The 20,567-nt window shown below is 69.6% G+C and carries 18 protein-coding genes and 2 tRNA genes; 6 read left to right on the forward strand and 14 right to left on the reverse strand.

Annotated features, from left to right (window positions below):
- Positions 1–47: 47 nt before the first annotated feature.
- A complete protein-coding gene (locus tag ACFWRT_RS11905; protein ID WP_380954141.1) occupies positions 48–815 on the reverse strand; it encodes a DUF881 domain-containing protein in 768 nt (255 codons plus the stop codon).
- 142 nt (positions 816–957) lie between these two features.
- Here ACFWRT_RS11905 and crgA point away from each other — a divergent pair, with 142 nt between their 5' ends.
- Complete coding sequence (gene crgA / locus ACFWRT_RS11910; RefSeq protein ID WP_018513895.1) at positions 958–1,212, forward strand: cell division protein CrgA; 255 nt, start codon at positions 958–960, stop codon at positions 1,210–1,212.
- A gap of 304 nt (positions 1,213–1,516) precedes the next feature.
- On the opposite strand, the gene ACFWRT_RS11915 is transcribed toward crgA, so the two are convergent.
- Positions 1,517–2,422 (reverse strand): rhomboid family intramembrane serine protease, encoded by a 906-nt coding sequence (locus tag ACFWRT_RS11915; RefSeq protein ID WP_380954139.1) that lies wholly within the window; start codon positions 2,420–2,422, stop codon positions 1,517–1,519.
- A gap of 116 nt (positions 2,423–2,538) precedes the next feature.
- On the reverse strand, positions 2,539–3,066 hold the full coding sequence (locus ACFWRT_RS11920; protein ID WP_380954137.1) for a peptidylprolyl isomerase: 528 nt from the start codon (positions 3,064–3,066) through the stop codon (positions 2,539–2,541).
- A gap of 279 nt (positions 3,067–3,345) precedes the next feature.
- Between ACFWRT_RS11920 and ACFWRT_RS11925 the strand changes: the two genes are divergently transcribed.
- Both ACFWRT_RS11925 and ACFWRT_RS11930 read left to right on the forward strand, forming a co-directional pair.
- Positions 3,346–4,062, forward strand: coding sequence for a DUF5324 family protein (locus ACFWRT_RS11925; RefSeq protein WP_380954135.1), 717 nt, complete (start codon positions 3,346–3,348; stop codon positions 4,060–4,062).
- Positions 4,063–4,303: 241 nt separating this feature from the next.
- Positions 4,304–4,816, forward strand: a complete 513-nt coding sequence (locus tag ACFWRT_RS11930) for a DUF3515 family protein (RefSeq protein WP_380954133.1) — start codon at positions 4,304–4,306, stop codon at positions 4,814–4,816.
- 123 nt (positions 4,817–4,939) lie between these two features.
- On the opposite strand, the gene ACFWRT_RS11935 is transcribed toward ACFWRT_RS11930, so the two are convergent.
- Positions 4,940–5,012: transfer RNA gene (locus ACFWRT_RS11935), tRNA-Ala, on the reverse strand.
- Positions 5,013–5,190: 178 nt separating this feature from the next.
- Here ACFWRT_RS11935 and ACFWRT_RS11940 point away from each other — a divergent pair.
- Together ACFWRT_RS11940 and ACFWRT_RS11945 are read left to right on the forward strand one after the other, a co-directional pair.
- Complete coding sequence (locus ACFWRT_RS11940) at positions 5,191–5,739, forward strand: helix-turn-helix domain-containing protein (protein ID WP_073875146.1); 549 nt, start codon at positions 5,191–5,193, stop codon at positions 5,737–5,739.
- Between the two features lie 134 nt (positions 5,740–5,873).
- Positions 5,874–7,220 carry a serine/threonine-protein kinase gene (locus ACFWRT_RS11945; protein ID WP_380954131.1) on the forward strand — a complete coding sequence of 449 codons (1,347 nt, stop codon included), beginning with the start codon at positions 5,874–5,876 and terminating at the stop codon, positions 7,218–7,220.
- Positions 7,221–7,268: 48 nt separating this feature from the next.
- Here ACFWRT_RS11945 and ACFWRT_RS11950 read toward each other — a convergent pair whose 3' ends face one another.
- A complete protein-coding gene (locus ACFWRT_RS11950) occupies positions 7,269–8,555 on the reverse strand; it encodes a hypothetical protein (protein WP_380954183.1) in 1,287 nt (428 codons plus the stop codon).
- Positions 8,556–8,894: 339 nt separating this feature from the next.
- On the reverse strand, positions 8,895–9,029 hold the full coding sequence (locus ACFWRT_RS11955; protein WP_003958712.1) for a DLW-39 family protein: 135 nt from the start codon (positions 9,027–9,029) through the stop codon (positions 8,895–8,897).
- Positions 9,030–9,320: 291 nt separating this feature from the next.
- On the opposite strand from ACFWRT_RS11955, the gene ACFWRT_RS11960 reads away from it, so the two are divergent.
- On the forward strand, positions 9,321–9,689 hold the full coding sequence (locus ACFWRT_RS11960) for a DUF6344 domain-containing protein (protein WP_380954129.1): 369 nt from the start codon (positions 9,321–9,323) through the stop codon (positions 9,687–9,689).
- A 304-nt stretch (positions 9,690–9,993) separates the two neighbouring features.
- On the opposite strand, the gene ACFWRT_RS11965 is transcribed toward ACFWRT_RS11960, so the two are convergent.
- The 8 genes from ACFWRT_RS11965 to dnaN form a co-directional block, all read right to left on the reverse strand.
- A tRNA-Ile gene (locus tag ACFWRT_RS11965) sits at positions 9,994–10,070 on the reverse strand.
- Positions 10,071–10,148: 78 nt separating this feature from the next.
- Positions 10,149–10,772 (reverse strand): DUF3566 domain-containing protein, encoded by a 624-nt coding sequence (locus ACFWRT_RS11970; protein ID WP_380954127.1) that lies wholly within the window; start codon positions 10,770–10,772, stop codon positions 10,149–10,151.
- 93 nt (positions 10,773–10,865) lie between these two features.
- Positions 10,866–13,505 carry a DNA gyrase subunit A gene (gene gyrA / locus ACFWRT_RS11975; RefSeq protein ID WP_380954125.1) on the reverse strand — a complete coding sequence of 880 codons (2,640 nt, stop codon included), beginning with the start codon at positions 13,503–13,505 and terminating at the stop codon, positions 10,866–10,868.
- Positions 13,506–13,552: 47 nt separating this feature from the next.
- The gene (gene gyrB / locus ACFWRT_RS11980) at positions 13,553–15,622 is read right to left on the reverse strand and encodes a DNA topoisomerase (ATP-hydrolyzing) subunit B (RefSeq protein ID WP_380954123.1); all 2,070 of its coding nucleotides are present in this window, start codon (positions 15,620–15,622) and stop codon (positions 13,553–13,555) included.
- A 410-nt stretch (positions 15,623–16,032) separates the two neighbouring features.
- On the reverse strand, positions 16,033–16,536 hold the full coding sequence (locus ACFWRT_RS11985; RefSeq protein WP_018513883.1) for a DciA family protein: 504 nt from the start codon (positions 16,534–16,536) through the stop codon (positions 16,033–16,035).
- A gap of 101 nt (positions 16,537–16,637) precedes the next feature.
- Positions 16,638–17,768, reverse strand: a complete 1,131-nt coding sequence (recF, locus tag ACFWRT_RS11990) for a DNA replication/repair protein RecF (RefSeq protein WP_380954121.1) — start codon at positions 17,766–17,768, stop codon at positions 16,638–16,640.
- Between the two features lie 67 nt (positions 17,769–17,835).
- Complete coding sequence (gene gnd, locus ACFWRT_RS11995) at positions 17,836–18,720, reverse strand: phosphogluconate dehydrogenase (NAD(+)-dependent, decarboxylating) (protein WP_380954119.1); 885 nt, start codon at positions 18,718–18,720, stop codon at positions 17,836–17,838.
- Positions 18,721–18,862: 142 nt separating this feature from the next.
- The gene (gene dnaN / locus ACFWRT_RS12000; RefSeq protein ID WP_015609839.1) at positions 18,863–19,993 is read right to left on the reverse strand and encodes a DNA polymerase III subunit beta; all 1,131 of its coding nucleotides are present in this window, start codon (positions 19,991–19,993) and stop codon (positions 18,863–18,865) included.
- Between the last annotated feature and the right edge of the window lie 574 nt (positions 19,994–20,567).

Consider the following 20,567-nt stretch of genomic DNA (forward strand, 5'->3'; position numbering starts at 1 on the left):
GACGGTCGTGACGACACCGGACGGCCTCCCGGGGGGTCAGCCCGGGTTCACTCCACAGGCTTCGCGTGGTGGAGGTCCACTGTGCCCGAGTAGCCGGGAAGAGTCACCGCGTCGTCCTCGTCGACTTTCCAGCCCAGCCCGTACGCCTTCACGTACAGCTGGTAGTTCTGGATCGCCGTGGAGTTGTCGAGCGCCTGCTTGAGCTTGCCGGGGTCACCCACGGCGGTGACCTTGTACGGCGGGGAGTAGACGCGGCCCTGGAGGATCAGGGTGTTGCCGACACAGCGGACCGCGCTGGTGGAGATCAGCCGCTGGTCCATCACCTGGATCCCGCGCGCCCCGCCCTGCCAGAGGGCGTTCACCACGGCCTGGAGGTCCTGCTGGTGGATGACCAGGTCGTTGGGCTGGGGCTCGGGGTAGCCGGGGTTGGCGGTGGCGTCGGGGGGCGCGTCGTCGAGGGTGACGCTGACGGCGTCGCCGGTGATCTTCGTGGTGCCGGCCGCCTTCTCCAGGGCCTTCAGCTTGGCGTCCTCGGCCTCGGTGGAGCCGTCGTCGCGCTGGGCGAGCGCGTCGACGTCCGCCCGCGCGGAGGCGACCGAGTCGTTCAGTCCGGCGTTGTTCTCGCTGCGTTCCTTGATCAGGTCGGAGAGCTTGAGCAAGGAGGAGTCGCTGCGCAGATTGGTGCCCTTGGCCGTGTTGGCGCTGGTGACGAAGATCAGCCCGGCCAGGGCGAAAACAGCAGCGGTGAGCCCCCGGGCCGCCCACACGGAGGTGTGCCGGACCGGGCCTTCGGGAGAGTCGGCAGAATTGCTCAACGTACCCTTATCTCATCGGGCGCCATGGAAGCACTACGCTAACGGACGCCCGGGGGAGGCAGCATGCCCCCTGGCATCCCCGCCCCGGCGCCCGCCACAGATCCCTGCGCGGTCACGCAGCGCATCGACAGGAGAGTCCCTCGTGCCGAAGTCACGTATCCGCAAGAAGGCCGACTTCACGCCGCCCGCGGCGAAGCAGGCAACCGCTATAAAGCTGACCAACCGCAGTTGGGTCGCTCCGGTGATGCTGGCCCTGTTCCTCATCGGGCTGGCCTGGATCGTGGTGTTCTACGTGACCGAAGGCGACCTGCCGATCGACGCTCTGGGCAACTGGAACATCGTCGTGGGCTTCGGCTTCATCGCCGGTGGCTTCGCCGTCTCCACGCAGTGGAAGTAGCGCGCGCCCTCACGCAAGCCTTGCCCTGAGTTACCCACAGAGTTATCCACAGTCGGGGGAAAAGGTCAGACGATCTGTGGATAACCTGCACCCAAGTTGACGCCGGTGTGACTGCAGCCTCCCTCATCGAGGGGGGCTGCACCCCATTTCCCAGGGAAAAAACCCAGCTCAGCGACGGTAGGCACAGATGTTCCCCTTGCCATGCACAAGATCCTGCCCTCACTGTGGACAACTGGGGTCTGCCCTGGGGGCAGAGGCCCCTTTCGCGCTCTCATGAGCGCTACGAAAGCGCTACGAACACGGCTCAGCTCAGGGACATCGTCCGGGCCACGATGATCGCCACCGACGCCAGCAGCACCAGCGCACAGCTCCCGGCCTGCACGGCCGTACGGTGCTCACGCGGCGCGTGCACCAGTCCTATCGCGATCAGGACGCCCGCGACGAGACCGCCGACATGCGCCTCCCACGCGATCCCGCCCATGGTGAAGGTGAAGACCAGGTTCAGCGCCAGCAGGACCAGCACCGGGCGCATGTCGTAGTTCATCCGGCGCATCAGCACCGCGGTGGCGCCCAGCAGGCCGAAGATCGCACCGGAGGCGCCCAGCGACGGCTGGTTCGGCGCGGCGATCAGATAGGTCAGGGCACTGCCGGCGAGGCCGGAGAGCAGATAGAGCGCGAGATAGCGGACCCGGCCGAGCGCCGCCTCCAGCGGTCCGCCGAGCCACCACAGACCCAGCATGTTGAACCCGATGTGCCACACCTCCTGGTGCAGGAACATCGAGGTCACCAGGCGATACCACTGGCCCTCGGCGATGCCTTCGACCGAGCCCGGCGGCGGCGTCGGGTCCCAGGCCCGGCCGAGCAGTACCAGATCGTCGAGCAGGGACTCCGGAGCGGCCGCGACCAGGATGAAGACCGCGAGATTGATGCCGATCAGGATCTTGGTGACCAGCCGCGGATCGGCGGCCACGGTGCCGCCGGCCAGCGTGCGGGGCATGCTCGCGGCCGGGTGGTGGCCGGTGCCTGAGCCCTGGCGTACGCAGTCGGGGCACTGGAAGCCGACGGAGGCGCTGACCATGCACTCGGTGCAGATCGGCCGCTCGCAGCGCGTGCAGCTGATCCCGGTCTCCCGGTCGGGGTGCCGGTAGCACCTCGGCACGGCCTCCCCGCCCTCCGGTACGCCTCGGCCCGCCGGCGGCTGCTGGTCCATCGGTCCTGGCCTGCCTCTCGGTCTCGCCCCGGGGCACCGCACGCACGGCCGCCCCGCTGGTCCGCTATGTAACAGTACGGACGGGCAGGGCGGTTGGTTCCCGTCGGAGCGGAACGTCAGCGGGTCTCGACGACGACCGACTCGATGACCACGTCCTGCATCGGGCGGTCGGTGCGCGGGTTGGTCGGGGTGGCCGCGATGGCGTCGACGACCTTGCGGCCCGCCTCGTCGGCGACCTCGCCGAAGATGGTGTGCTTGCCGGTCAGCCAGGCGGTGGGCGAGACGGTCAGGAAGAACTGCGAGCCGTTGGTCCCGGGGCCCGCGTTCGCCATGGCCAGCAGGTACGGCTTGGTGAAGGCCAGCTCCGGGTGGAACTCGTCGGAGAACTTGTAGCCCGGGCCGCCCGTGCCGTTGCCCAGCGGGTCGCCGCCCTGGATCATGAACCCACTGATGACCCGGTGGAAGACGGTGCCGTCGTACAGCCGGTCCGTGGACTTCGCGCCGGTCGCGGGGTTGGTCCACTCGCGCTGTCCGGTGGCCAGCTCGACGAAGTTCCTGACCGTCCTGGGGGCGTGGTTCGGCAGAAGCCGGATCTCGATGTCGCCCTGGCTGGTCTTCAAGGTGGCGTAAAGCTCCTCGGCCACGATCTGCCTTCCCTCATCCTTCGCTGACGTCCGCCGATCCTCCCACGTACCGGGAAATGTACGGCCGGATGCCTGGCAGAACGGCGCGTTCACCGCCGAACCATGGCATTGTCGTCGGCACACTTCACTTGCACCGTTTTATCTACTTGAACCGTTTTGACGGAAATGACGATCATGACCCGGATGCTCGTTCTGAGTGCCGGTCATGGCCGCAACAGGCATGATTTCGCATGGGGCGGAAAGGCGGAGTACCTACCCGCCACCAAGGAGGAGGATCCCGTGACCCGCATCGACAGCGTGCGCGCCGCAACCGACTCGGCCAGGGACAGCGCGCAGCACGCCGCGGAAGTGGTGGCGCCGTACGCCGACACGGCCAAGAAGCAGGCTGCACTGTACGCGCACGAGGCCCGTGTCCAGCTCGCGCCCAAGGTGACGAAGGCCGCCAAGCAGGCCCGCGTCCAGTACGAGTCCCATCTGGCACCGCGTCTCGAACAGGCTCTGGCCCATGTGCCGCCGAAGGTCGACGAGGCCGCGCACCGTGCGGCGCACTCGACCCGGAAGGCCGCCCGGACCGCCGCCGACTACACCGCGCCGCGCGTCGAGCACGCCAAGGCGGTGGCCGTGCCGGTCGCCGAGCAGGCGACCGCCCGCAGCGCCGCCGCACTGGCCGCACTGCGGAGCAACGTCACGGCCAAGGAGATCCAGAAGCTGGCCCGCAAGCACGAGCGTCGGGCCAGGGCCGGCCGGGCGACCAAGGGGCTCCTGGTACTGGGCATCGTCGCCGGCGGTGCCTATGCCGCCTGGCGCTGGTGGGACAAGCAGGCCAACCCGGACTGGCTGGTCGAGCCGCCCGTCGCCACCGAGGTGGGCGACGACCGTTCGCCGCTGAGCTCGGTCGACGGTAGCGGCCAGGCCGTGCTCGACCCGGAGGTCAAGGCCAAGCAGGCCGAGGCCGAGGCGAACGGGGACACCCCGGGCCTCGACGACCGCCCCTGAGGGCGTCGCCGCCGTAACGGCACCTAAAAGAAGAGAACGCCGGTCCGCCACAGACCTTCACGGGTCCTGTGGCGGACCGGCGTTCTTCGTGGTGCCTCCGGCGGGACCCCGAGCCGTGCCCCCTCACCCACAGCCTGCCGAGGGGCGGGTGACACACTGATCCACGAGGGGCCGGCGCGGACGCCGGCCGCTGAGCAGTAGCCTCCCCCGGACGTCCCCGCCCTCACGAAAGGTCCTTCCTGTGCTGCGCATCCCCCGGCCGAGGAGGGCCGCCCTCGCGGCGGCGGCCTCCGCACTGGCCGCCGGTGTCCTGGTGTCGTGCGGGGCCGACTCCCCGGGGGAAGGCGTCACCTCCGCACCGCACGCCGGAAACGCCGCCTGCGAGCAGCTCGCCGACCGCTACCCGGACCGCCTCGGCGGCCGGCAGCTGACGTTCACCGACCGCCCCGGCGTCGCGGTCTGGGGCGAGAACGCGATCGTGCTGCGCTGCGGTGTCGAGCTGCCCGTACCGACCCTCGACCCGTGCGCGACCGTCGAGGGCGTGGACTGGGTCTTCCGCGAGGACCGCTCGAAGGACGGCGGGAAGGTGGTCGTCACCTACGGCCGCGACCCGGCCGTGGAGGCCGTGGTCTCCGACGACGTGGCCGCCGTGGACGACGTCCTGGTCGACCTGTCCGCCCTGGTCGAGCCCGTGAAGACGTACACGAAGTGCATCAACCTCGACGACGTGCCGCCCCCGTCGCCCTCCGGATGACGCCGCCGCCCCGACCGCTTTGCTTCTGCTCAACGACGTCACCGTGACCGCCGGACCGACGCCTGTGGAACGCAGAACACCCCCTGACCGACGTTTCCGTCGGTCAGGGGGTGTTCATCGAGGTGGAGCCTAGGAGATTCGAACTCCTGACATCTGCCTTGCAAAGGCAGCGCTCTACCAACTGAGCTAAGGCCCCGAAGCACAGCAAACAAGGACAACGCCGGAACACACCGTGCTGCGGCAACCGTCTCCGACAGAATACCGGGTGCTCCACCCCATCTTGCAAAAGGATAGGGACTCCCGGTGGACGACCACGCTCCGTAAGATGCTCGACGAGGTTCGCAGCAGCGAAGCCGCAGCGAAGGGGAGACGCAATGGACGCAGCGCAACAAGAGGCGACGGCAAGAGCCAGAGAGCTTCAGCGCAGTTGGTACGGGGAGCCGCTGGGGGCGCTCTTCCGTCGGCTGATCGACGATCTCGGCCTGAACCAGGCACGGCTCGCCGCGGTTCTCGGGCTGTCCGCCCCGATGCTCTCCCAGCTGATGAGCGGCCAGCGGGCCAAGATCGGGAACCCGGCGGTCGTCCAGCGCGTCCAGGCCCTTCAGGAGCTGTCGAGCCAGGTCGCGGACGGCAGCGTCAGCGCGGGCGAGGCCACCGACCGGATGGAAGAGATCAAGAAATCGCAGGGCGGGTCCGTCCTGACCGGCACCGGCCAGACCACGTCGACCGGCGGCGCCCCCACCGTCCGCCGCGTGGTGCGTGAGATCCAGTCCCTGCTGAGGTCGGTCTCGGCGGCCGGCGACATCATCGATGCCGCCGACGCCCTCGCCCCGACCCACCCGGAACTGGCAGAGTTCCTCCGGGTGTACGGAGCCGGCCGCACCGCGGACGCGGTCGCGCACTACGAGGGACACCAGAGCTAGCGGCTCGGGATCACGACGGCACGACGGCACGACCGTACGGCCGCACGACGACGGAACCAGGGCCTCGCACAGCCGGAGTCCCTGGTCCCCGCAGAGCCGCGGCGACAACAGGAACTGGGAGCGGGCACAGCGCAATGGGTGAGGTCTTCGCCGGTCGGTACGAGCTGGTCGATCCGATCGGACGCGGTGGGGTCGGCGCGGTCTGGCGGGCCTGGGACCAACGGCGCCGCAGGTACGTCGCGGCCAAGGTCCTGCAGCAGAGCGACGCGCACACGCTGCTGCGCTTCGTCCGCGAGCAGGCGCTGCGCATCGAGCACCCGCATGTCCTCGCCCCGGCCAGTTGGGCCGCCGACGACGACAAGGTCCTGTTCACCATGGACCTGGTGAGCGGCGGCTCGCTCGCCCATGTCATAGGCGACTACGGCCCGTTGCCGCCGCGCTTCGTCTGCCTGCTGCTGGATCAGTTGCTCTCCGGGCTGTCCACGGTGCACGCCGAAGGAGTGGTGCACCGCGACATCAAGCCGGCCAACATCCTGATGGAGGCGACCGGTTCGGGCCGCCCGCATCTGCGCCTCTCCGACTTCGGCATCTCGATGCGCAAGGGCGAGCCCCGGCTGACCGAGACCAACTACGTGGTCGGTACGCCCGGTTACTTCGCCCCCGAGCAGATGATGGGCGCCGAGCCCGACTTCCCCGCGGACCTCTTCGCGGTCGGCCTGGTCGCCCTCTACCTCCTCCAGGGCCGGAAGCCCGACTCCCAGGCGCTGGTGGAGCACTTCGCCGCCCACGGCACCCCGGGCGCCCCCGACGGCATCCCCGAGCCGCTCTGGCAGGTGCTGGCCGGGCTGCTGCAGCCGGACCCGCAGGCCCGGTTCCGTACGGCGACGGGGGCGCGCAAGGCCCTGACCGCGGCGGTCGAGATGCTGCCCGAGCCGGGTCCGGACGACGAGCCGGTGGAGGTGTTCGACCAGATCGGGCCGCTGCCCGCGGGGTTCGGCCCGGACGGCCCCGTGAAGACGCCTGAGGTATCCGAGGCGCCTCAGGCATCCGCGACACCGCAGCCGCCCGTCTCGCCGCCTCCGCCCGTCTCGATGTCGGAGACCGGCAGCTTCCACCTGGCGCCCCCGCCACAACAGCAACAGCAACAGCAACAGCAACCACAGCCGCAGCAGCCCCAGTTCCACCAGCCCACGCCCACCGCCCCGCCGCCGGCCCCGCTGCCCGCCCAGCCCGCCGCCCCTTCCCCGTACGCCGTCGGAGCCCCGCACCCCTCCCAGGCGCCGACCTCCGGCGTTCCGTACGACGCCTCGACCACCCGCCCCTACACCGCCCAGCAGCAGCAACCCCTCGCAGCCCACACTCCGGCGCACGCCCCCGTACGGCAGACGCGGCCGGGACCGCCCCCGAAGGTGGCGGTCCCGGTTCTGGTGGTGGCGCTGATCTGCTTCGCGGTCGGTATCTGGGCGCTGACCCAGATGTAAGGGCGGACGTCACCAGCCCTGCTGCGGCGGCCCCCCGAACGGCGGTTGCTATTGGTGGCCCTGGCCGGCTCCGCCGGCGGCGGCCGCGCGGCGGCGGGCCAGCAGCGTCCAGGCGCCGAGGCCGAGCACCAGCACGGCGCCCGTCCCGAGCGCCCCCGCCGCGACAACCTGCATCGTCGCGCTCTTCGCGGCCTTCGGAGCGCTGTCGCCGCTCTGGGCCAGCTCCTTGTCCTTCTCGGTCACCGCGAAGATCCCGGGGTCACCCTCGTACGGCGACGGGCCGGCCTCGTTCTTCACCTGGACCGACATCGTCAGCGCGATCGGGTCCTTGCCATAGCTCTCGGCGACCTTCGGACTGAGCGTCACCGACAGGTAGTACCAGCCGGCGAAGCGCAGGGTGCTGACCTGCGAGCTGTAGTCGTACCGGTTGCGGTACGCCACCGGCGGCAGCGGCTTCAGCGCCGTGCTCGCGGACTTGCCCGAGTACGAGAGGGAGGTGTCCGTGATGTGCCCCTGGGCCGGGTTGTCCAGCGACAGGGTGAGCGCGTTGCCGATGAACTCCGTGGAGTCGACCGTGGTGTTGCTGAGCACGGCGGAGGCGTAGATCTGCTGGCCCCAGTCCACCGGCACCCGGTAGAAGCGGGTCTGCCCCGGGGCGATCCCGTCGATCCACTCACCGGTCTTCAGGCTGGTGGCGTCGTAGTAACTGCTGCCGCCCGTACGCTTCTGCGCCTCCACGTCCAGCGGGGCGGGCGTGGCCGAGGGCCAGTCCTTCGGTGCGGTGGTCTCCGTGGGCCCGCCGCTCCTCAGCGCGGGCTCCTCGACGAAGCGCAGCTCCAGGTTCCACGCCTCGGGGCTGGAGTCGGGCTTGCTCTCGCGCTCGACGAGGACGTCGTACGTCCCGGCCTCCTTGCAGGTGGTGCTCGACCCCTTGCCGATGGTCCGGTGCGCGTACGCGGCGATCGGCCGCGGCGTCTCGCCCGAGCCGAAGGTGGTCTGGTTGGAGCTGCACCGCGAGTCGTTGAGGTCCCGGATGCTGACGGTGATCCCGTCCCCGTACGCCACCGAGCCGCCGCTCTTCGGCACCGCGACCGCCGAGACGTAGGCGTCGGTGAGGCTGTCGAGCTTCACCCGGTAGTAGAGCTTCTCGCCCGGCTCGATGGAGCTGCGGTACACCGCCCCCGGCTGCATGACCGACGCCTCGGCGTTGCGCACCGCACCCTGCACGTTCTTCGCGTCGGGGTCGAAGGCGTACGCCGGCGGGCCGTCCGCGTACGCCTGTCCCGGCAGCAGCACCACCACCGTCGCGCACATCGCGGCGAGTGCCGCCAGCATCGCCCGCCCCCTGTTGCGGTGCCTCTTCACGCGCTTCCCCTCGTCGTCCCCATGGCCGCACTGCCGGTCCATCCTGCCCCGACCGCACCACTGCTGTCTCCGGCGGAAGCCGGATCACCCGACTTGTTCAGGTACTGGCCGCGACCGCCGGGCCCACTGTCCCCCGGAAGGAAGCCCTGTCCATTTGCTTCAGCAAGCTACTAATTTGCTCAGGTGAACTCAAGGCGGCTGCCGTCACGGTCACGCAACAGCCCACCCCGCACGAACGCCCCCACGAGCCCCGGACAGCACGAAGCCCCGGCCGCTCAGCGACCGGGGCCCGTAACAGACTGTGCCGTCTCACACACCCGAACCTGCGGGCACGGAGTCGGTTGCCTCCGTCCACAGGTCCTGCTCGGCGCGATCCGCCTGGATCTGGCGGTACACGAGGAGCCCGCCGATGGCAGCCAGTGCGACCAGGAGAAGCTTCTTCACCGCGCGACCTCGTCTTTCCTTGGAATAGGGGCCTTCTGTCGCCGACTATACACACCGGCCGATACCGATCGGTGACCTGCCTGGAACCCAAAAGCAGCCCGCTCCCGGCGCCCCGACGAAGCCCGCACCGACCCCCGTAACGCGTTCCGGACGGCTCGTCAGCCCCGGTTGCACCATACGAGTGGTGTTCATCCGAAGATCGGCGCAGCGCGGGCGTCGCTCCCCGAAATCGCGGCCCGGATCCACATGATCGGAGAAGTCAGCAACCGGACCACCCGAAAGCGAGGGGCCATGAGCACCTTCCAGCCCAAGAGCATCTGGACCGCCTTCATCACCGCCTTCTTCGCCCTGCTGGCGTCGCTGGGCCTCGCCACCGCCACGGCGAGCGCCGCGAACGCCACGAACGCCGCGCAGCCGAGCGCCACGACCCAGGAGCACACGGGTGCCACCGCGGCAACTCCACTCGCTCCCTCGGTCCGATGGACCCTTCCGCGTGACCGGGCCCTGCCGCCCACGATGAAGCAGCGCATCCGGGCCGAGGCCCACGGCTCCTCCCCGGCCACCCGCCACCTGTCGGCCGACCCGGCGTCCACGGCCCGCACCACCGCCGCCGCCCACCACACGGCCCCGGAAGGCGACTCCCCGGCACCGCCCCCCTGATCCCGGCGCCCACCGCACCCCGGGGCCCCTGGCCGGTTCACACCGGCCGGGGGCCCTTTCCGTGCGCCCGGGGGCGGGGCCGGCGCCGCACGACCGGCACCGTACGAGGAGCGTGTGCTGCACGAGGAACGTGTGCTGGACGAGGAGCGCCTGCTGCACAAGGAGTGCGTGTGCTGTCCGAGGAGGAGCGCCGCTGCCGTACTGCGACAACAGGCTTCCGGCACGCCCGACGCCCGTACACCCCGTCCCCCGCGCCCCACCAACGCGAAGACCCCCAGCCACTGATGGCTGGGGGTCTTCGTGCTGGTGGGGCTAACAGGATTTGAACCTGTGGCCTCATCCTTATCAGGGATGCGCTCTAACCAACTGAGCTATAGCCCCGCCGCGCTGTGTTGCTCCGCGCTGACTTCTGAAGATTAGCGCACGTCGGGGCCAGTCCCAAAATCGATACTCGGCGCGCTACTCGTCCTCGGCCAGCGTGAGCTCGACGCCGCCCACGAAGCCCGCCGACAGGTTGTAGATGAAGGCGCCCAGCGTCGCCAGCGCGGTGGCCAGCACCACGTCGATCACGGCGATGACCGACGTGAAGATGAGCACCCGCGGCAGCGAGAGGAACGACTGCAGATCGAAGCCGTTGCTCTCGTTCGAGCCGGTGGCCTCGCTGATCGTGCCGCCCACGGTGGAGAAGACGCCCATCGCGTCCATCACCATCCACAGGACCGCCGCCGCCACCACCGTGCAGATGCCCAGGGCGATCGACAGCAGGAAGCTGACCTTCATCACCGACCACGGGTCGGCCTTGGCCACCCGCAGTCGGGCCTTGCGGGTACGCGGAGTGGTCCGCGCCCCCGTACGCGGCTTGCGCGTCGCCTGGGCACCGCCCACGCCCTGCGCGCCGCCCAGCGTGCCCCCGCCGCCCTGCCCGGGGCGCTGCTGGCCGCCCTGGGTGCCACCGCCGGGCGCCTGGTACGCCTGAGGCGGGTGGTACGGCCCCGACTGCCCCGGTGCGGGCTCACGCTCGCCGGGCAGCGGCCCGGTCGCGTAACCCTCGTACTGGGGCTGAGGCCCTCGTGTGTCCGTCACAGTGCCCCCTTGGGAGTCCGTGGCAGGGCCACGGGCACCGTTCGCTCCTGCTCCGGAAGCGGCCGAACCGGCGCCCGTGGCTCCACTCACGCTCTACTCCTCGTGCTCCCCGGTCGAAGGCTCCGTGCCCTCGACAGTGCCCTCTACCACGCTCGCGGCGTGGACCTCGGCCGTCTCGCTCTCAGCATCATCGGCCCCATCGACCTCTTCCGCCTCACGACCGGCCTCGGCATTGCGCGCGATGCCGACGACGGCATCCCGCTTGCCCAGATTGATCAGTTGGACGCCCATGGTGTCACGGCCCGTCTCCCTGACTTCATTGACTCGCGTACGAATCACACCGCCGCCGAGCGTGATGGCGAGGATCTCGTCGGTCTCCTCGACCACCAGCGCACCGACGAGCGAGCCCCGGTCCTCGACGATCTTGGCAGCCTTGATGCCGAGGCCGCCGCGGCCCTGGACGCGGTACTCGTCGACGGGGGTGCGCTTGGCGTACCCGCCGTCGGTTGCGGTGAAGACGAACGTACCGGGCCGGACGACATTCATCGAGAGCAGTTCGTCTCCCTCACGGAAACTCATGCCCTTCACACCCGAGGTGGCCCGGCCCATCGGCCGCAGCGCGTCGTCCGTCGCGGTGAACCGGATCGACTGCGCCTTCTTGCTGATGAGCAGCAGATCGTCCTCCGCCGACACCAGCTCGGCACCGATCAGCTCGTCGTCGCCGCCCTCCGGCATCTCACGCAGGTTGATCGCGATGACACCGCCCGAGCGAGGCGAATCGTAATCCTTGAGCGCGGTCTTCTTCACCAGACCGCCCTTCGTCGCCAGGATCAGGTACGGCACGGCCTCGTAGTCGCGGATCGCGAGGATCTGCGCGATCTTCTCGTCCGGCTGGAAGGCCAGCAGGTTGGCGACGTGCTGGCCGCGCGCGTCCCGGCCGGCGTCCGGGAGCTCGTAGGCCTTCGCCCGGTAGACGCGGCCCTTGTTCGTGAAGAACAGCAGCCAGTGGTGGGTCGTGGAGACGAAGAAGTGGTCGACGATGTCGTCTTCCCGCAGCTTCGTCCCGCGCACCCCCTTGCCGCCGCGCTTCTGCGAGCGGTAGTCGTCCGTCTTCGTGCGCTTCACATAGCCGCTGCGGGAGATCGTGACGACGATGTCCTCCTCGGCGATCAGGTCCTCGATGGACATGTCACCGTCGAAGGGCACCAGCTTGGAGCGCCGGTCGTCGCCGAACTTCTCGACGATCGCGGCCAGTTCCTCGCTGACGATCTGGCGCTGCTTGGCCGGCGAGGCCAGGATCTCGTTGTACTCGTTGATCTTCGCCTGGAGCTCGTCGTGCTCGGCGGTGATCTTCTGGTGCTCCAGCGCGGCCAGCCGGCGGAGCTGCATCTCCAGGATCGCGTTGGCCTGGAGCTCGTCGATCTCCAGCAGGCCCATCAGGCCCTCCCGCGCGATCTCCACGGTGTTGGAGCGCCGGATGAGGGCGATGACCTCATCGATGGCGTTCAGGGCCTTCAGGAGGCCGCGCAGGATGTGCGCCCGCTCCTCGGCCTTGCGCAGCCGGAACTTCGTACGCCGGACGATGACCTCGATCTGGTGCGTCACCCAGTGGCGGATGAACGCGTCGATCGAGAGCGTGCGCGGGACCCCGTCGACGAGCGCCAGCATGTTGGCGCCGAAGTTCGTCTGGAGGTCGGTGTGCTTGTACAGGTTGTTCAGGACGACCTTGGCGACCGCGTCCCGCTTGAGGACGACGACCAGGCGCTGTCCCGTACGCGAGGAGGTCTCGTCGCGGACGTCCGCGATGCCGCCGACCTTGCCGTCCTTGACCAGGTCGGCGATCTTCTGCGCGAGGTTGTCGGGGTTCGTCTGGAACGGCAGCTCCGTGACGACCAGGCACTGGCGGCCCTGGATCTCCTCGACCGCGACGACCGCGCGCATCGTGATGGAGCCGCGCCCGGTGCGGTACGCCTCCTCGATGCCCTTACGGCCCACGACCAGCGCGCCGGTCGGGAAGTCGGGGCCCTTGATGCGCTCGATCAGCGCGTCCAGCAGCTCCTCGTGCGAGGCCTCGGGGTGCTCCAGATACCACTGGGCACCGGCGGCGACCTCGCGCAGGTTGTGCGGCGGGATGTTGGTCGCCATGCCGACCGCGATGCCGGCGGAGCCGTTGACCAGGAGGTTCGGGAAGCGCGCCGGCAGGACCGTCGGCTCCTGGTTGCGGCCGTCGTAGTTGTCCTGGAAGTCGACGGTCTCCTCGTCGATGTCCCGGACCATCTCCATGGACAGCGGCATCATCTTGCACTCGGTGTACCGCATGGCGGCGGCCGGGTCGTTGCCCGGCGAACCGAAGTTGCCGTTGGAGTCCACGAGCGGCATCCGCAGCGACCACGGCTGCGCGAGGCGCACCAGGGCGTCGTAGATGGAGGAGTCGCCGTGCGGGTGGTACGTACCCATGACGTCACCGACGACGCGGGCGCACTTGTAGAACCCCTTCTCCGGGCGGTAGCCGCCGTCGTACATCGCGTACAGCACCCGGCGGTGGACGGGCTTGAGGCCGTCCCGTACGTCGGGCAGCGCACGCGAGACGATGACGGACATCGCGTAATCGAGATAGGAGCGCTGCATCTCCGTCTCGAGCCCGACGGGCTCGACACGCATGCCCACACCGGGGACGGTCTCTTCCTCGGGCGTCACGGGTTCAGGTGTCACGGGGGTGTTCTCGTCGGCCATTGCTGGTCAAAGTCCTTTCGAGCTGCGGCGTCGCGGGTACGGCCGACTCAGATGTCGAGGAAGCGGACGTCCTTGGCGTTGCGCTGGATGAACGAGCGCCGTGCCTCGACGTCCTCACCCATGAGCACCGAGAACAGGTCGTCGGCCTGCGCCGCGTCGTCCAGCGTGACCTGGCCGAGGACCCGGTGGTCGACGTCCATGGTGGTGACGCGCAGCTCTTCGGCGTTCATCTCGCCGAGGCCCTTGAAGCGCTGGATCGAGTCTTCCTTGATCCGCTTGCCGTTCTCCTTGCCGAGCGCCACGAGCGCGTCGCGCTCGCGGTCCGAGTACGCGTACTCGAAGTCGTCCCGGCCCCACTTGATCTTGTAGAGCGGCGGGCGCGAGAGGTAGACGTTGCCCTGCTCGACCAGCGGCCGCATGAAGCGGAAGAGGAACGTCAGCAGCAGGGTGTTGATGTGCTGGCCGTCGACGTCGGCGTCCGCCATCAGAATGATCTTGTGATAGCGGAGCTTCTCGATGTCGAAGTCCTCGTGGACCCCGGTGCCGAAGGCCGAGATCAGCGCCTGGACCTCGGTGTTCTGGAGGATCTTGTCGATCCGCGCCTTCTCGACGTTCAGGATCTTGCCGCGGATGGGCAGGATCGCCTGGTACATCGGGTTGCGGCCGGACTTCGCCGAACCGCCGGCGGAGTCACCCTCGACGATGAAGATCTCGCACTTGGTGGGGTCGTTCGACTGGCAGTCGCTGAGCTTGCCGGGCAGCGAGGCGCTCTCCAGGAGCCCCTTGCGCCGCGTCAGGTCACGCGCCTTGCGGGCCGCCACCCGGGCGGTCGAGGCGGCGATGCCCTTGCGGATGATGTCGGCGGCCTCGTTGGGGTTGCGGTCGAACCAGTCCGTCAACTGCTCGTGGACGACCTTCTGCACGAAGGTCTTGGCCTCCGTGTTGCCCAGCTTGGTCTTCGTCTGGCCCTCGAACTGCGGCTCGCCCAGCTTCACCGAGATGATCGCGGTGAGGCCCTCGCGGACGTCCTCGCCGGTGAGGTTGTCGTCCTTCTCGCGCAGCAGCTTCTTGTCGCGCGCGTACCGGTTGACCAGGGAGGTCAGCGCGGCGCGGAAGCCTTCCTCGTGCGTACCGCCCTCATGCGTGTGGATCGCGTTGGCGAAGGAGTAGACGCCCTCGGTGTACTGCGTGTTCCACTGCATGGCGATCTCGGCCGAGAGGAGACGGTCCTTGTCCTCGGCCTCGATGTCGATCACCGACTGGTGGATGACGTCGCCCTTGCGGGAGTTGAGGTACTTGACGAAGTCGACGATGCCGTTCTCGTAGTGGTACGTGACCGTGCGGGTCGTCTCCTCCTCGGGCACCTCGACGGCCTCGGCGCTGTCGGCGCCCGCCGTGGCCTTCGCCGACTCGCGCTCGTCGGTCAGCTTGAGGGTGAGGCCCTTGTTGAGGAACGCCATCTCCTGGAAGCGGCGCGAGAGGGTCTCGAAGCTGTACTCGGTGGTCTCGAAGATGTCGCCGTCGGCCCAGAAGGTGACCGACGTGCCCGTCTCGTCCGTGGCCTCGTGCTTGGCCAGCGGAGCGGTGGGGACACCGAGCTTGTAGTCCTGGGTCCAGCGGTATCCGTCGGTCTTGACCTCGACGGCGACCCGGGTGGACAGGGCGTTGACGACGGAGACGCCGACGCCGTGCAGACCGCCGGAGACGGCGTAACCGCCGCCGCCGAACTTGCCGCCCGCGTGCAGCACGGTGAGCACGACCTCGACGGCCGGCTTGCCCTCGGACGGCACGATGCCGACCGGGATGCCACGGCCGTTGTCGATCACGCGCACGCCGCCGTCGGCGAGGATCGTGACGTCGATCGTGGTCGCGTGGCCCGCCATCGCCTCGTCGACCGAGTTGTCGACGACCTCCTGCACGAGGTGGTGCAGGCCGCGCTCACCGGTCGAGCCGATGTACATACCAGGCCGCTTGCGGACCGCGTCCAGCCCTTCCAGCACGGTGATCGCGCTGGCGTCGTACGAGGCCGTGGCCTCGCCCGGCTCACCGGCTGTGGACGGAATGTTCTCGTTGGGGTTGCCGGAATCGGCCACGAAGCGCCCTTTCTGGCACAGCACAGGCCGTCTTCCGGACAGGCGGGAGCGGCTGCGTCGTTCGGCTTGTATCGACGACTCCCGCCTCAGCGGCGGGATTACTCACCAGTCTACCGGTAGCACTGACATGAATGGGGGTTTGCCGGTACCTGAGTACGCATGTGCCGCCCTGAATCGGCGGTTGACGACTCCCCATATCCAGGGAGGGGCCCCAAGAGGCTCTGACGGGCATTGAGCGCTTCGGCCTGTCAACCTCCCGCTACGGTGAGGGACGCTCCGGCCACACCCCCCGGTTTCCGCCGGTACGAACCACGGCGAACCGGCACCACCGGACAGCTCCGAGCCCCGTGCGCAGGTATCAGGAACACGACAAGTTTCAGCCAGAAGTGCAGATCAGAGCTTGGAAGCAACCCATACGATCAACAGCCGGACGCTCACCCGTAGGTGTCCCCGGGCCCCTTGCTGCCGGGCGCCCGCAGCGGCCCGAACCGGCGCTCCGGACCCCCCGGACCGAGCACCTTGATCATCCGTACGGTGCCCTGCCCCAGATCCGCGTTGAGCCGGGCCACCAGTTGCGGGGCCAGCAGCCGGAGCTGGGTCGCCCATGCCGTGGAGTCGCAGCTCACAGTGAGCACCCGCGCGGCCGGGTCCTCGTCGTAGCGGAGGGGTACGCAGTGGTTGGCCAGATCGTCGCCCACGATCTGCGGCCACCGCCCCATCACCCCGCCCACCGCCGCCGGGGTCTCCCAGCCGCGTTCGGTGATCAGGCGGTTGATCGCGGAGCCCAGCGGCTGCGGATCGCGGCCGTCCGAGCGGGCCCCGGAGCGCAGCCCGCCGCCCCGCCTGGCCTGCTTCTTCTGCTGGGCCGCCGCACCCCGCGCCCGGGCCTGCTCCTTCGCCGCCCGCAGCGCGACCCGGGCGAGGTCGACGCCGGACACCTCGGGCGGCTTGGGGCTCCCGGCGGCCGCCGGCGTACCGGCCGCTCCGGCCCCCGTACCGTCCGTACGGGCAGCGCCCCCAGGCTCTTCGTCCCGGCCGGTCATACCCGCTCCACCTCGCCCGCCGACACCGCGTACCGCGCCCCCGCCAGCACGCCCGGCACGTCCTCCGCCACCGCGGCCGTCACCAGCACCTGCTCGCCCGGGGCCACCAGCTCCGCCAGCCGCTCCCGACGGCGGGCGTCCAGCTCGGCGAAGACGTCGTCCAGGACCAGCACCGGCTCGTTGCCCTCGGCGCGCAGCAGCTCGTAACTGGCCAGCCGCAGCGCCAGCGCGTAGCTCCAGGACTCCCCGTGGCTCGCGTACCCCTTCGCGGGCATGGACCGCAGGCCGAGCAGCAGGTCGTCCCGGTGCGGGCCCACCAGCGTCACCCCGCGCTCGATCTCCTGCTTGCGGACCTCCACGAGCGCCGCGGTCAACCGCTCGTACAGCACCTCGCGGGTGCTCGCCGGGTCGATGCCCTCGCCCACCGAGCTGCGGTACTCCAGCGTTACGGGGCCGCCGCCCGGCGCCACGTCCCCGTACGCCTTGTCGGCCAGCGGCTGGAGCGTGGCGATCAGGTCCAGGCGCTGCGCGAGCAGCTCGGCGCCGACCCGGCCCAGGTGCTGGTCCCAGACGTCGAGGGTGGACAGGTCCATGGACCGGCCGCCGTGCCGACGGGCCATCGCGGCGGACTTCAGCAGGGTGTTGCGCTGCTTGAGCACCCGCTCGTAGTCGGAGCGGACCCCGGCCATCCGGGGCGAGCGCGCGGTGATCAGCTCGTCCAGGAACCGCCGCCGCTCCCCGGGGTCGCCCTTGACCAGGGCCAGATCCTCCGGCGCGAACAGCACCGTCCGTACGATCCCGAGCACGTCACGCGGTCTGACCTGCGAGGACCTGTTGATACGGGCCCGGTTGGCGCGGCCGGGGTTGAGCTCCAGCTCGATCAGCTGCGAACGCTCGCCCTGGGTCACCGCCGCGCGGATCACGGCCCGCTCGGCGCCCATCCGCACCAGGGGGGCGTCCGAGGAGACCCGGTGGCTGCCGAGGGTGGCGAGATAGCCGACGGCCTCGACGAGATTGGTCTTGCCCTGCCCGTTGGGCCCCACGAACGCGGTGACGCCCGGGTCGAGAGGGACCTCGACCCGGGCGTACGAGCGGAAGTCGGCCAGCGAGAGATGGGTGACGTGCATGGTGGCCGACCTCTCCCGGTGGTGCTTCGCTGGTTGTTTCACTGCCGACGCGCCGCCGGCGGTCCGATCAGTTCTCGGACTTGGACTCGACCGCGTGGCCGCCGAACTGGTTGCGCAGCGCGGCGATCATCTTCATCTGCGGCGAGTCGTCCTGGCGCGAGGCGAACCGCGCGAACAGGGACGCCGTGATGGCGGGCAGCGGCACCGCGTTGTCGATCGCGGCCTCCACCGTCCAGCGGCCCTCGCCCGAGTCGGCGGCGAAGCCCCGGAGCTTGTCCAGGTGCTCGTCGTCGTCCAGGGCGTTGACCGCGAGGTCCAGCAGCCAGGAGCGGATGACCGTGCCCTCCTGCCAGGAGCGGAAGACCTCGCGTACGTCGGTGACGGAGTCGACCTTCTCCAGCAGCTCCCAGCCCTCGGCGTAGGCCTGCATCATGGCGTACTCGATGCCGTTGTGGACCATCTTCGCGAAGTGGCCGGCGCCGACCTTGCCCGCGTGGACGGAGCCGAAGTCGCCCTCGGGCTTGAGGGCGTCGAAGATCGGCTGGACCTTCGCCACGTTCTCCGCGCTGCCGCCGTACATCAGGGCGTAGCCGTTCTCCAGGCCCCAGACGCCGCCGGAGACGCCGCAGTCGACGAAGCCGATCTCCTTGAGGCCCAGCTCGACGGCGTGCTTCTCGTCGTCGGTCCAGCGCGAGTTCCCGCCGTCGACGACGACGTCGCCGGGCGAGAGCAGTACGGCGAGCTCGTCGATCGTGGACTGGGTCGCGGCACCGGCCGGGACCATGACCCAGATGACCCGCGGGCCCTTCAGCTTGCCCACAAGCTCTTCGAGACTGTGGACATCGGCGACATCCGGGTTGCGGTCGTAACCGATGACGGTGTGGCCTGCGCGGCGGATGCGCTCGCGCATGTTGCCGCCCATCTTGCCGAGGCCGACGAGACCGAGCTCCATCAGAGATTCCTTAAGCGTCGTGGCGATAGCGTCGGGGCGTTGCCCGCCCGGGTCCGAGCCTACGCCCGGCGGGGCTCAGGACGGCCGGGACAGCGCGGTGGGCCCGCTCCGCGCCGGACGGGCCCACCGGTGACGAATTCGATCAGCCGGAGAGGCGCACCGGCATGATCAGGTACTTGTACGCGTCGTCCGCCTCGGCGTCCACGGCCGGGCGCCCGCTGAGCAGGGCGGGCTTGGTGGACGTGGTGAAGGAGAGCTGGGCGACCGGGGAGTCGATCGCGCTCAGACCGTCCAGCAGGAACGTCGGGTTGAAGGCGATCGAGATGTCGTCGCCCTCCAGCACCGCGTCGACGCGCTCCACAGCCTGTGCGTCGTCGCTGGAACCGGCTTCCAGGATGAGCACGCCCTGCTCGAAGCTGAGCCGGACCGGGGTGTTGCGCTCGGCGACGAGGGCCACACGCTTGACGGCCTCGACGAAGGGGGCGGTCTCGATGACCGCCACCGAGTTGAACTCGGTGGGGAAGAGCGTGCGGTACTTCGGCAGGTCGCCTTCGAGCAGCCGCGTGGTCGTCGTGCGGCCCGCGCCCTCGAAACCGATCAGCCCTTCACCGGCACCGGAGCCGGAGAGCGCCAGGGTGACCGTGTCACCGCTGGTGAGCGCCTTGGCGGTGTCCAGGAGCGTCTTGGCGGGCACCAAGGCGACCGCGGAGGCCTCCGGGTCCTCCGGCTTCCAGAGGAACTCGCGGACCGCGAAGCGGTAGCGGTCGGTGGAGGCGAGGGTGACGGTGTCGCCCTCGATCTCGATGCGCACACCGGTCAGCACGGGCAGCGTGTCGTCGCGGCCCGCGGCGATGGCGACCTGGGCGGCGGCCGAGGCGAAGACCTCACCGGGGACGGTGCCCGTGGCGGTCGGCATCTGCGGCAGCGCCGGGTACTCCTCCACAGGCAGGGTGTGGAGGGTGAAGCGGGAGGAGCCGCAGACCACCGTGGCCCGTACACCGTCTGTGGAGATCTCCACCGGGCGGTTGGGGAGGGCGCGGCAGATGTCGGCGAGCAGCCGGCCGGAGACGAGCACCGTGCCGTCCTCGTCGACCTCCGCGTCCACGGAGACCTTGGCCGAGACCTCGTAGTCGAAGCTGGAGAAGGAGAGGGCTCCGTCCTCGGCCTTCAGCAGAAGGCCCGCGAGAACGGGCGCCGGCGGACGGGCCGGGAGGCTGCGGGCCACCCAGGCCACCGCCTCCGCGAGTACATCGCGCTCCACCCGGATCTTCACCGGAACCGCCTCCTGCTGTTGCTCGCTCGCCCTGCTGGCCTTCGTCGTCTGGACCGGAGCTCCCTGCCGACGGCCGGGGTGGCTCCGGGGTCCAGTCTGACGCACGGCACCGACAGTCGTTGCTGCTCGGGGTCAAGTCGAGCAAAACGCGGCGAGGCGGTCGCCGGTCGAGTTGTACACAGGCCCCACTTCGAAGCGGATTCCTGGCTAACTCTGAGTGGTAGTAGTAGTAGGCCCTGTGGAAACCGTGGATAACGTCGTTTGCGCAGGTCAGCGACGGTTTTTTGTCCACCGGTCCTGTGGGTGACACCCGTGGACAACCGGGGCTTTCTGTGGACGGACGGAAGTTCTGCACACCCGATGCACAGGAGGGGGCCACTTCTCCCCAGGTCTGTCCCCAGCTTTACCCACGTTCCCCACAGCCCAATCAGGCAGCTTGGTGTGACGCCTTTCACTCCGGGCGGTGAGAGGGCGTGTTCTGTTGCCGAACAGTGGACAGAGGTGTGGAGAAGCCGGGCCTGGCTGGGGACAACAGCGCCCAGCTTGTGGGCCGACGGTGGACAACCGGGAGCTC

The organism is Streptomyces cyaneofuscatus, from assembly GCF_042718795.1.
In the GTDB taxonomy this organism is placed as follows: domain Bacteria; phylum Actinomycetota; class Actinomycetes; order Streptomycetales; family Streptomycetaceae; genus Streptomyces; species Streptomyces cyaneofuscatus_A.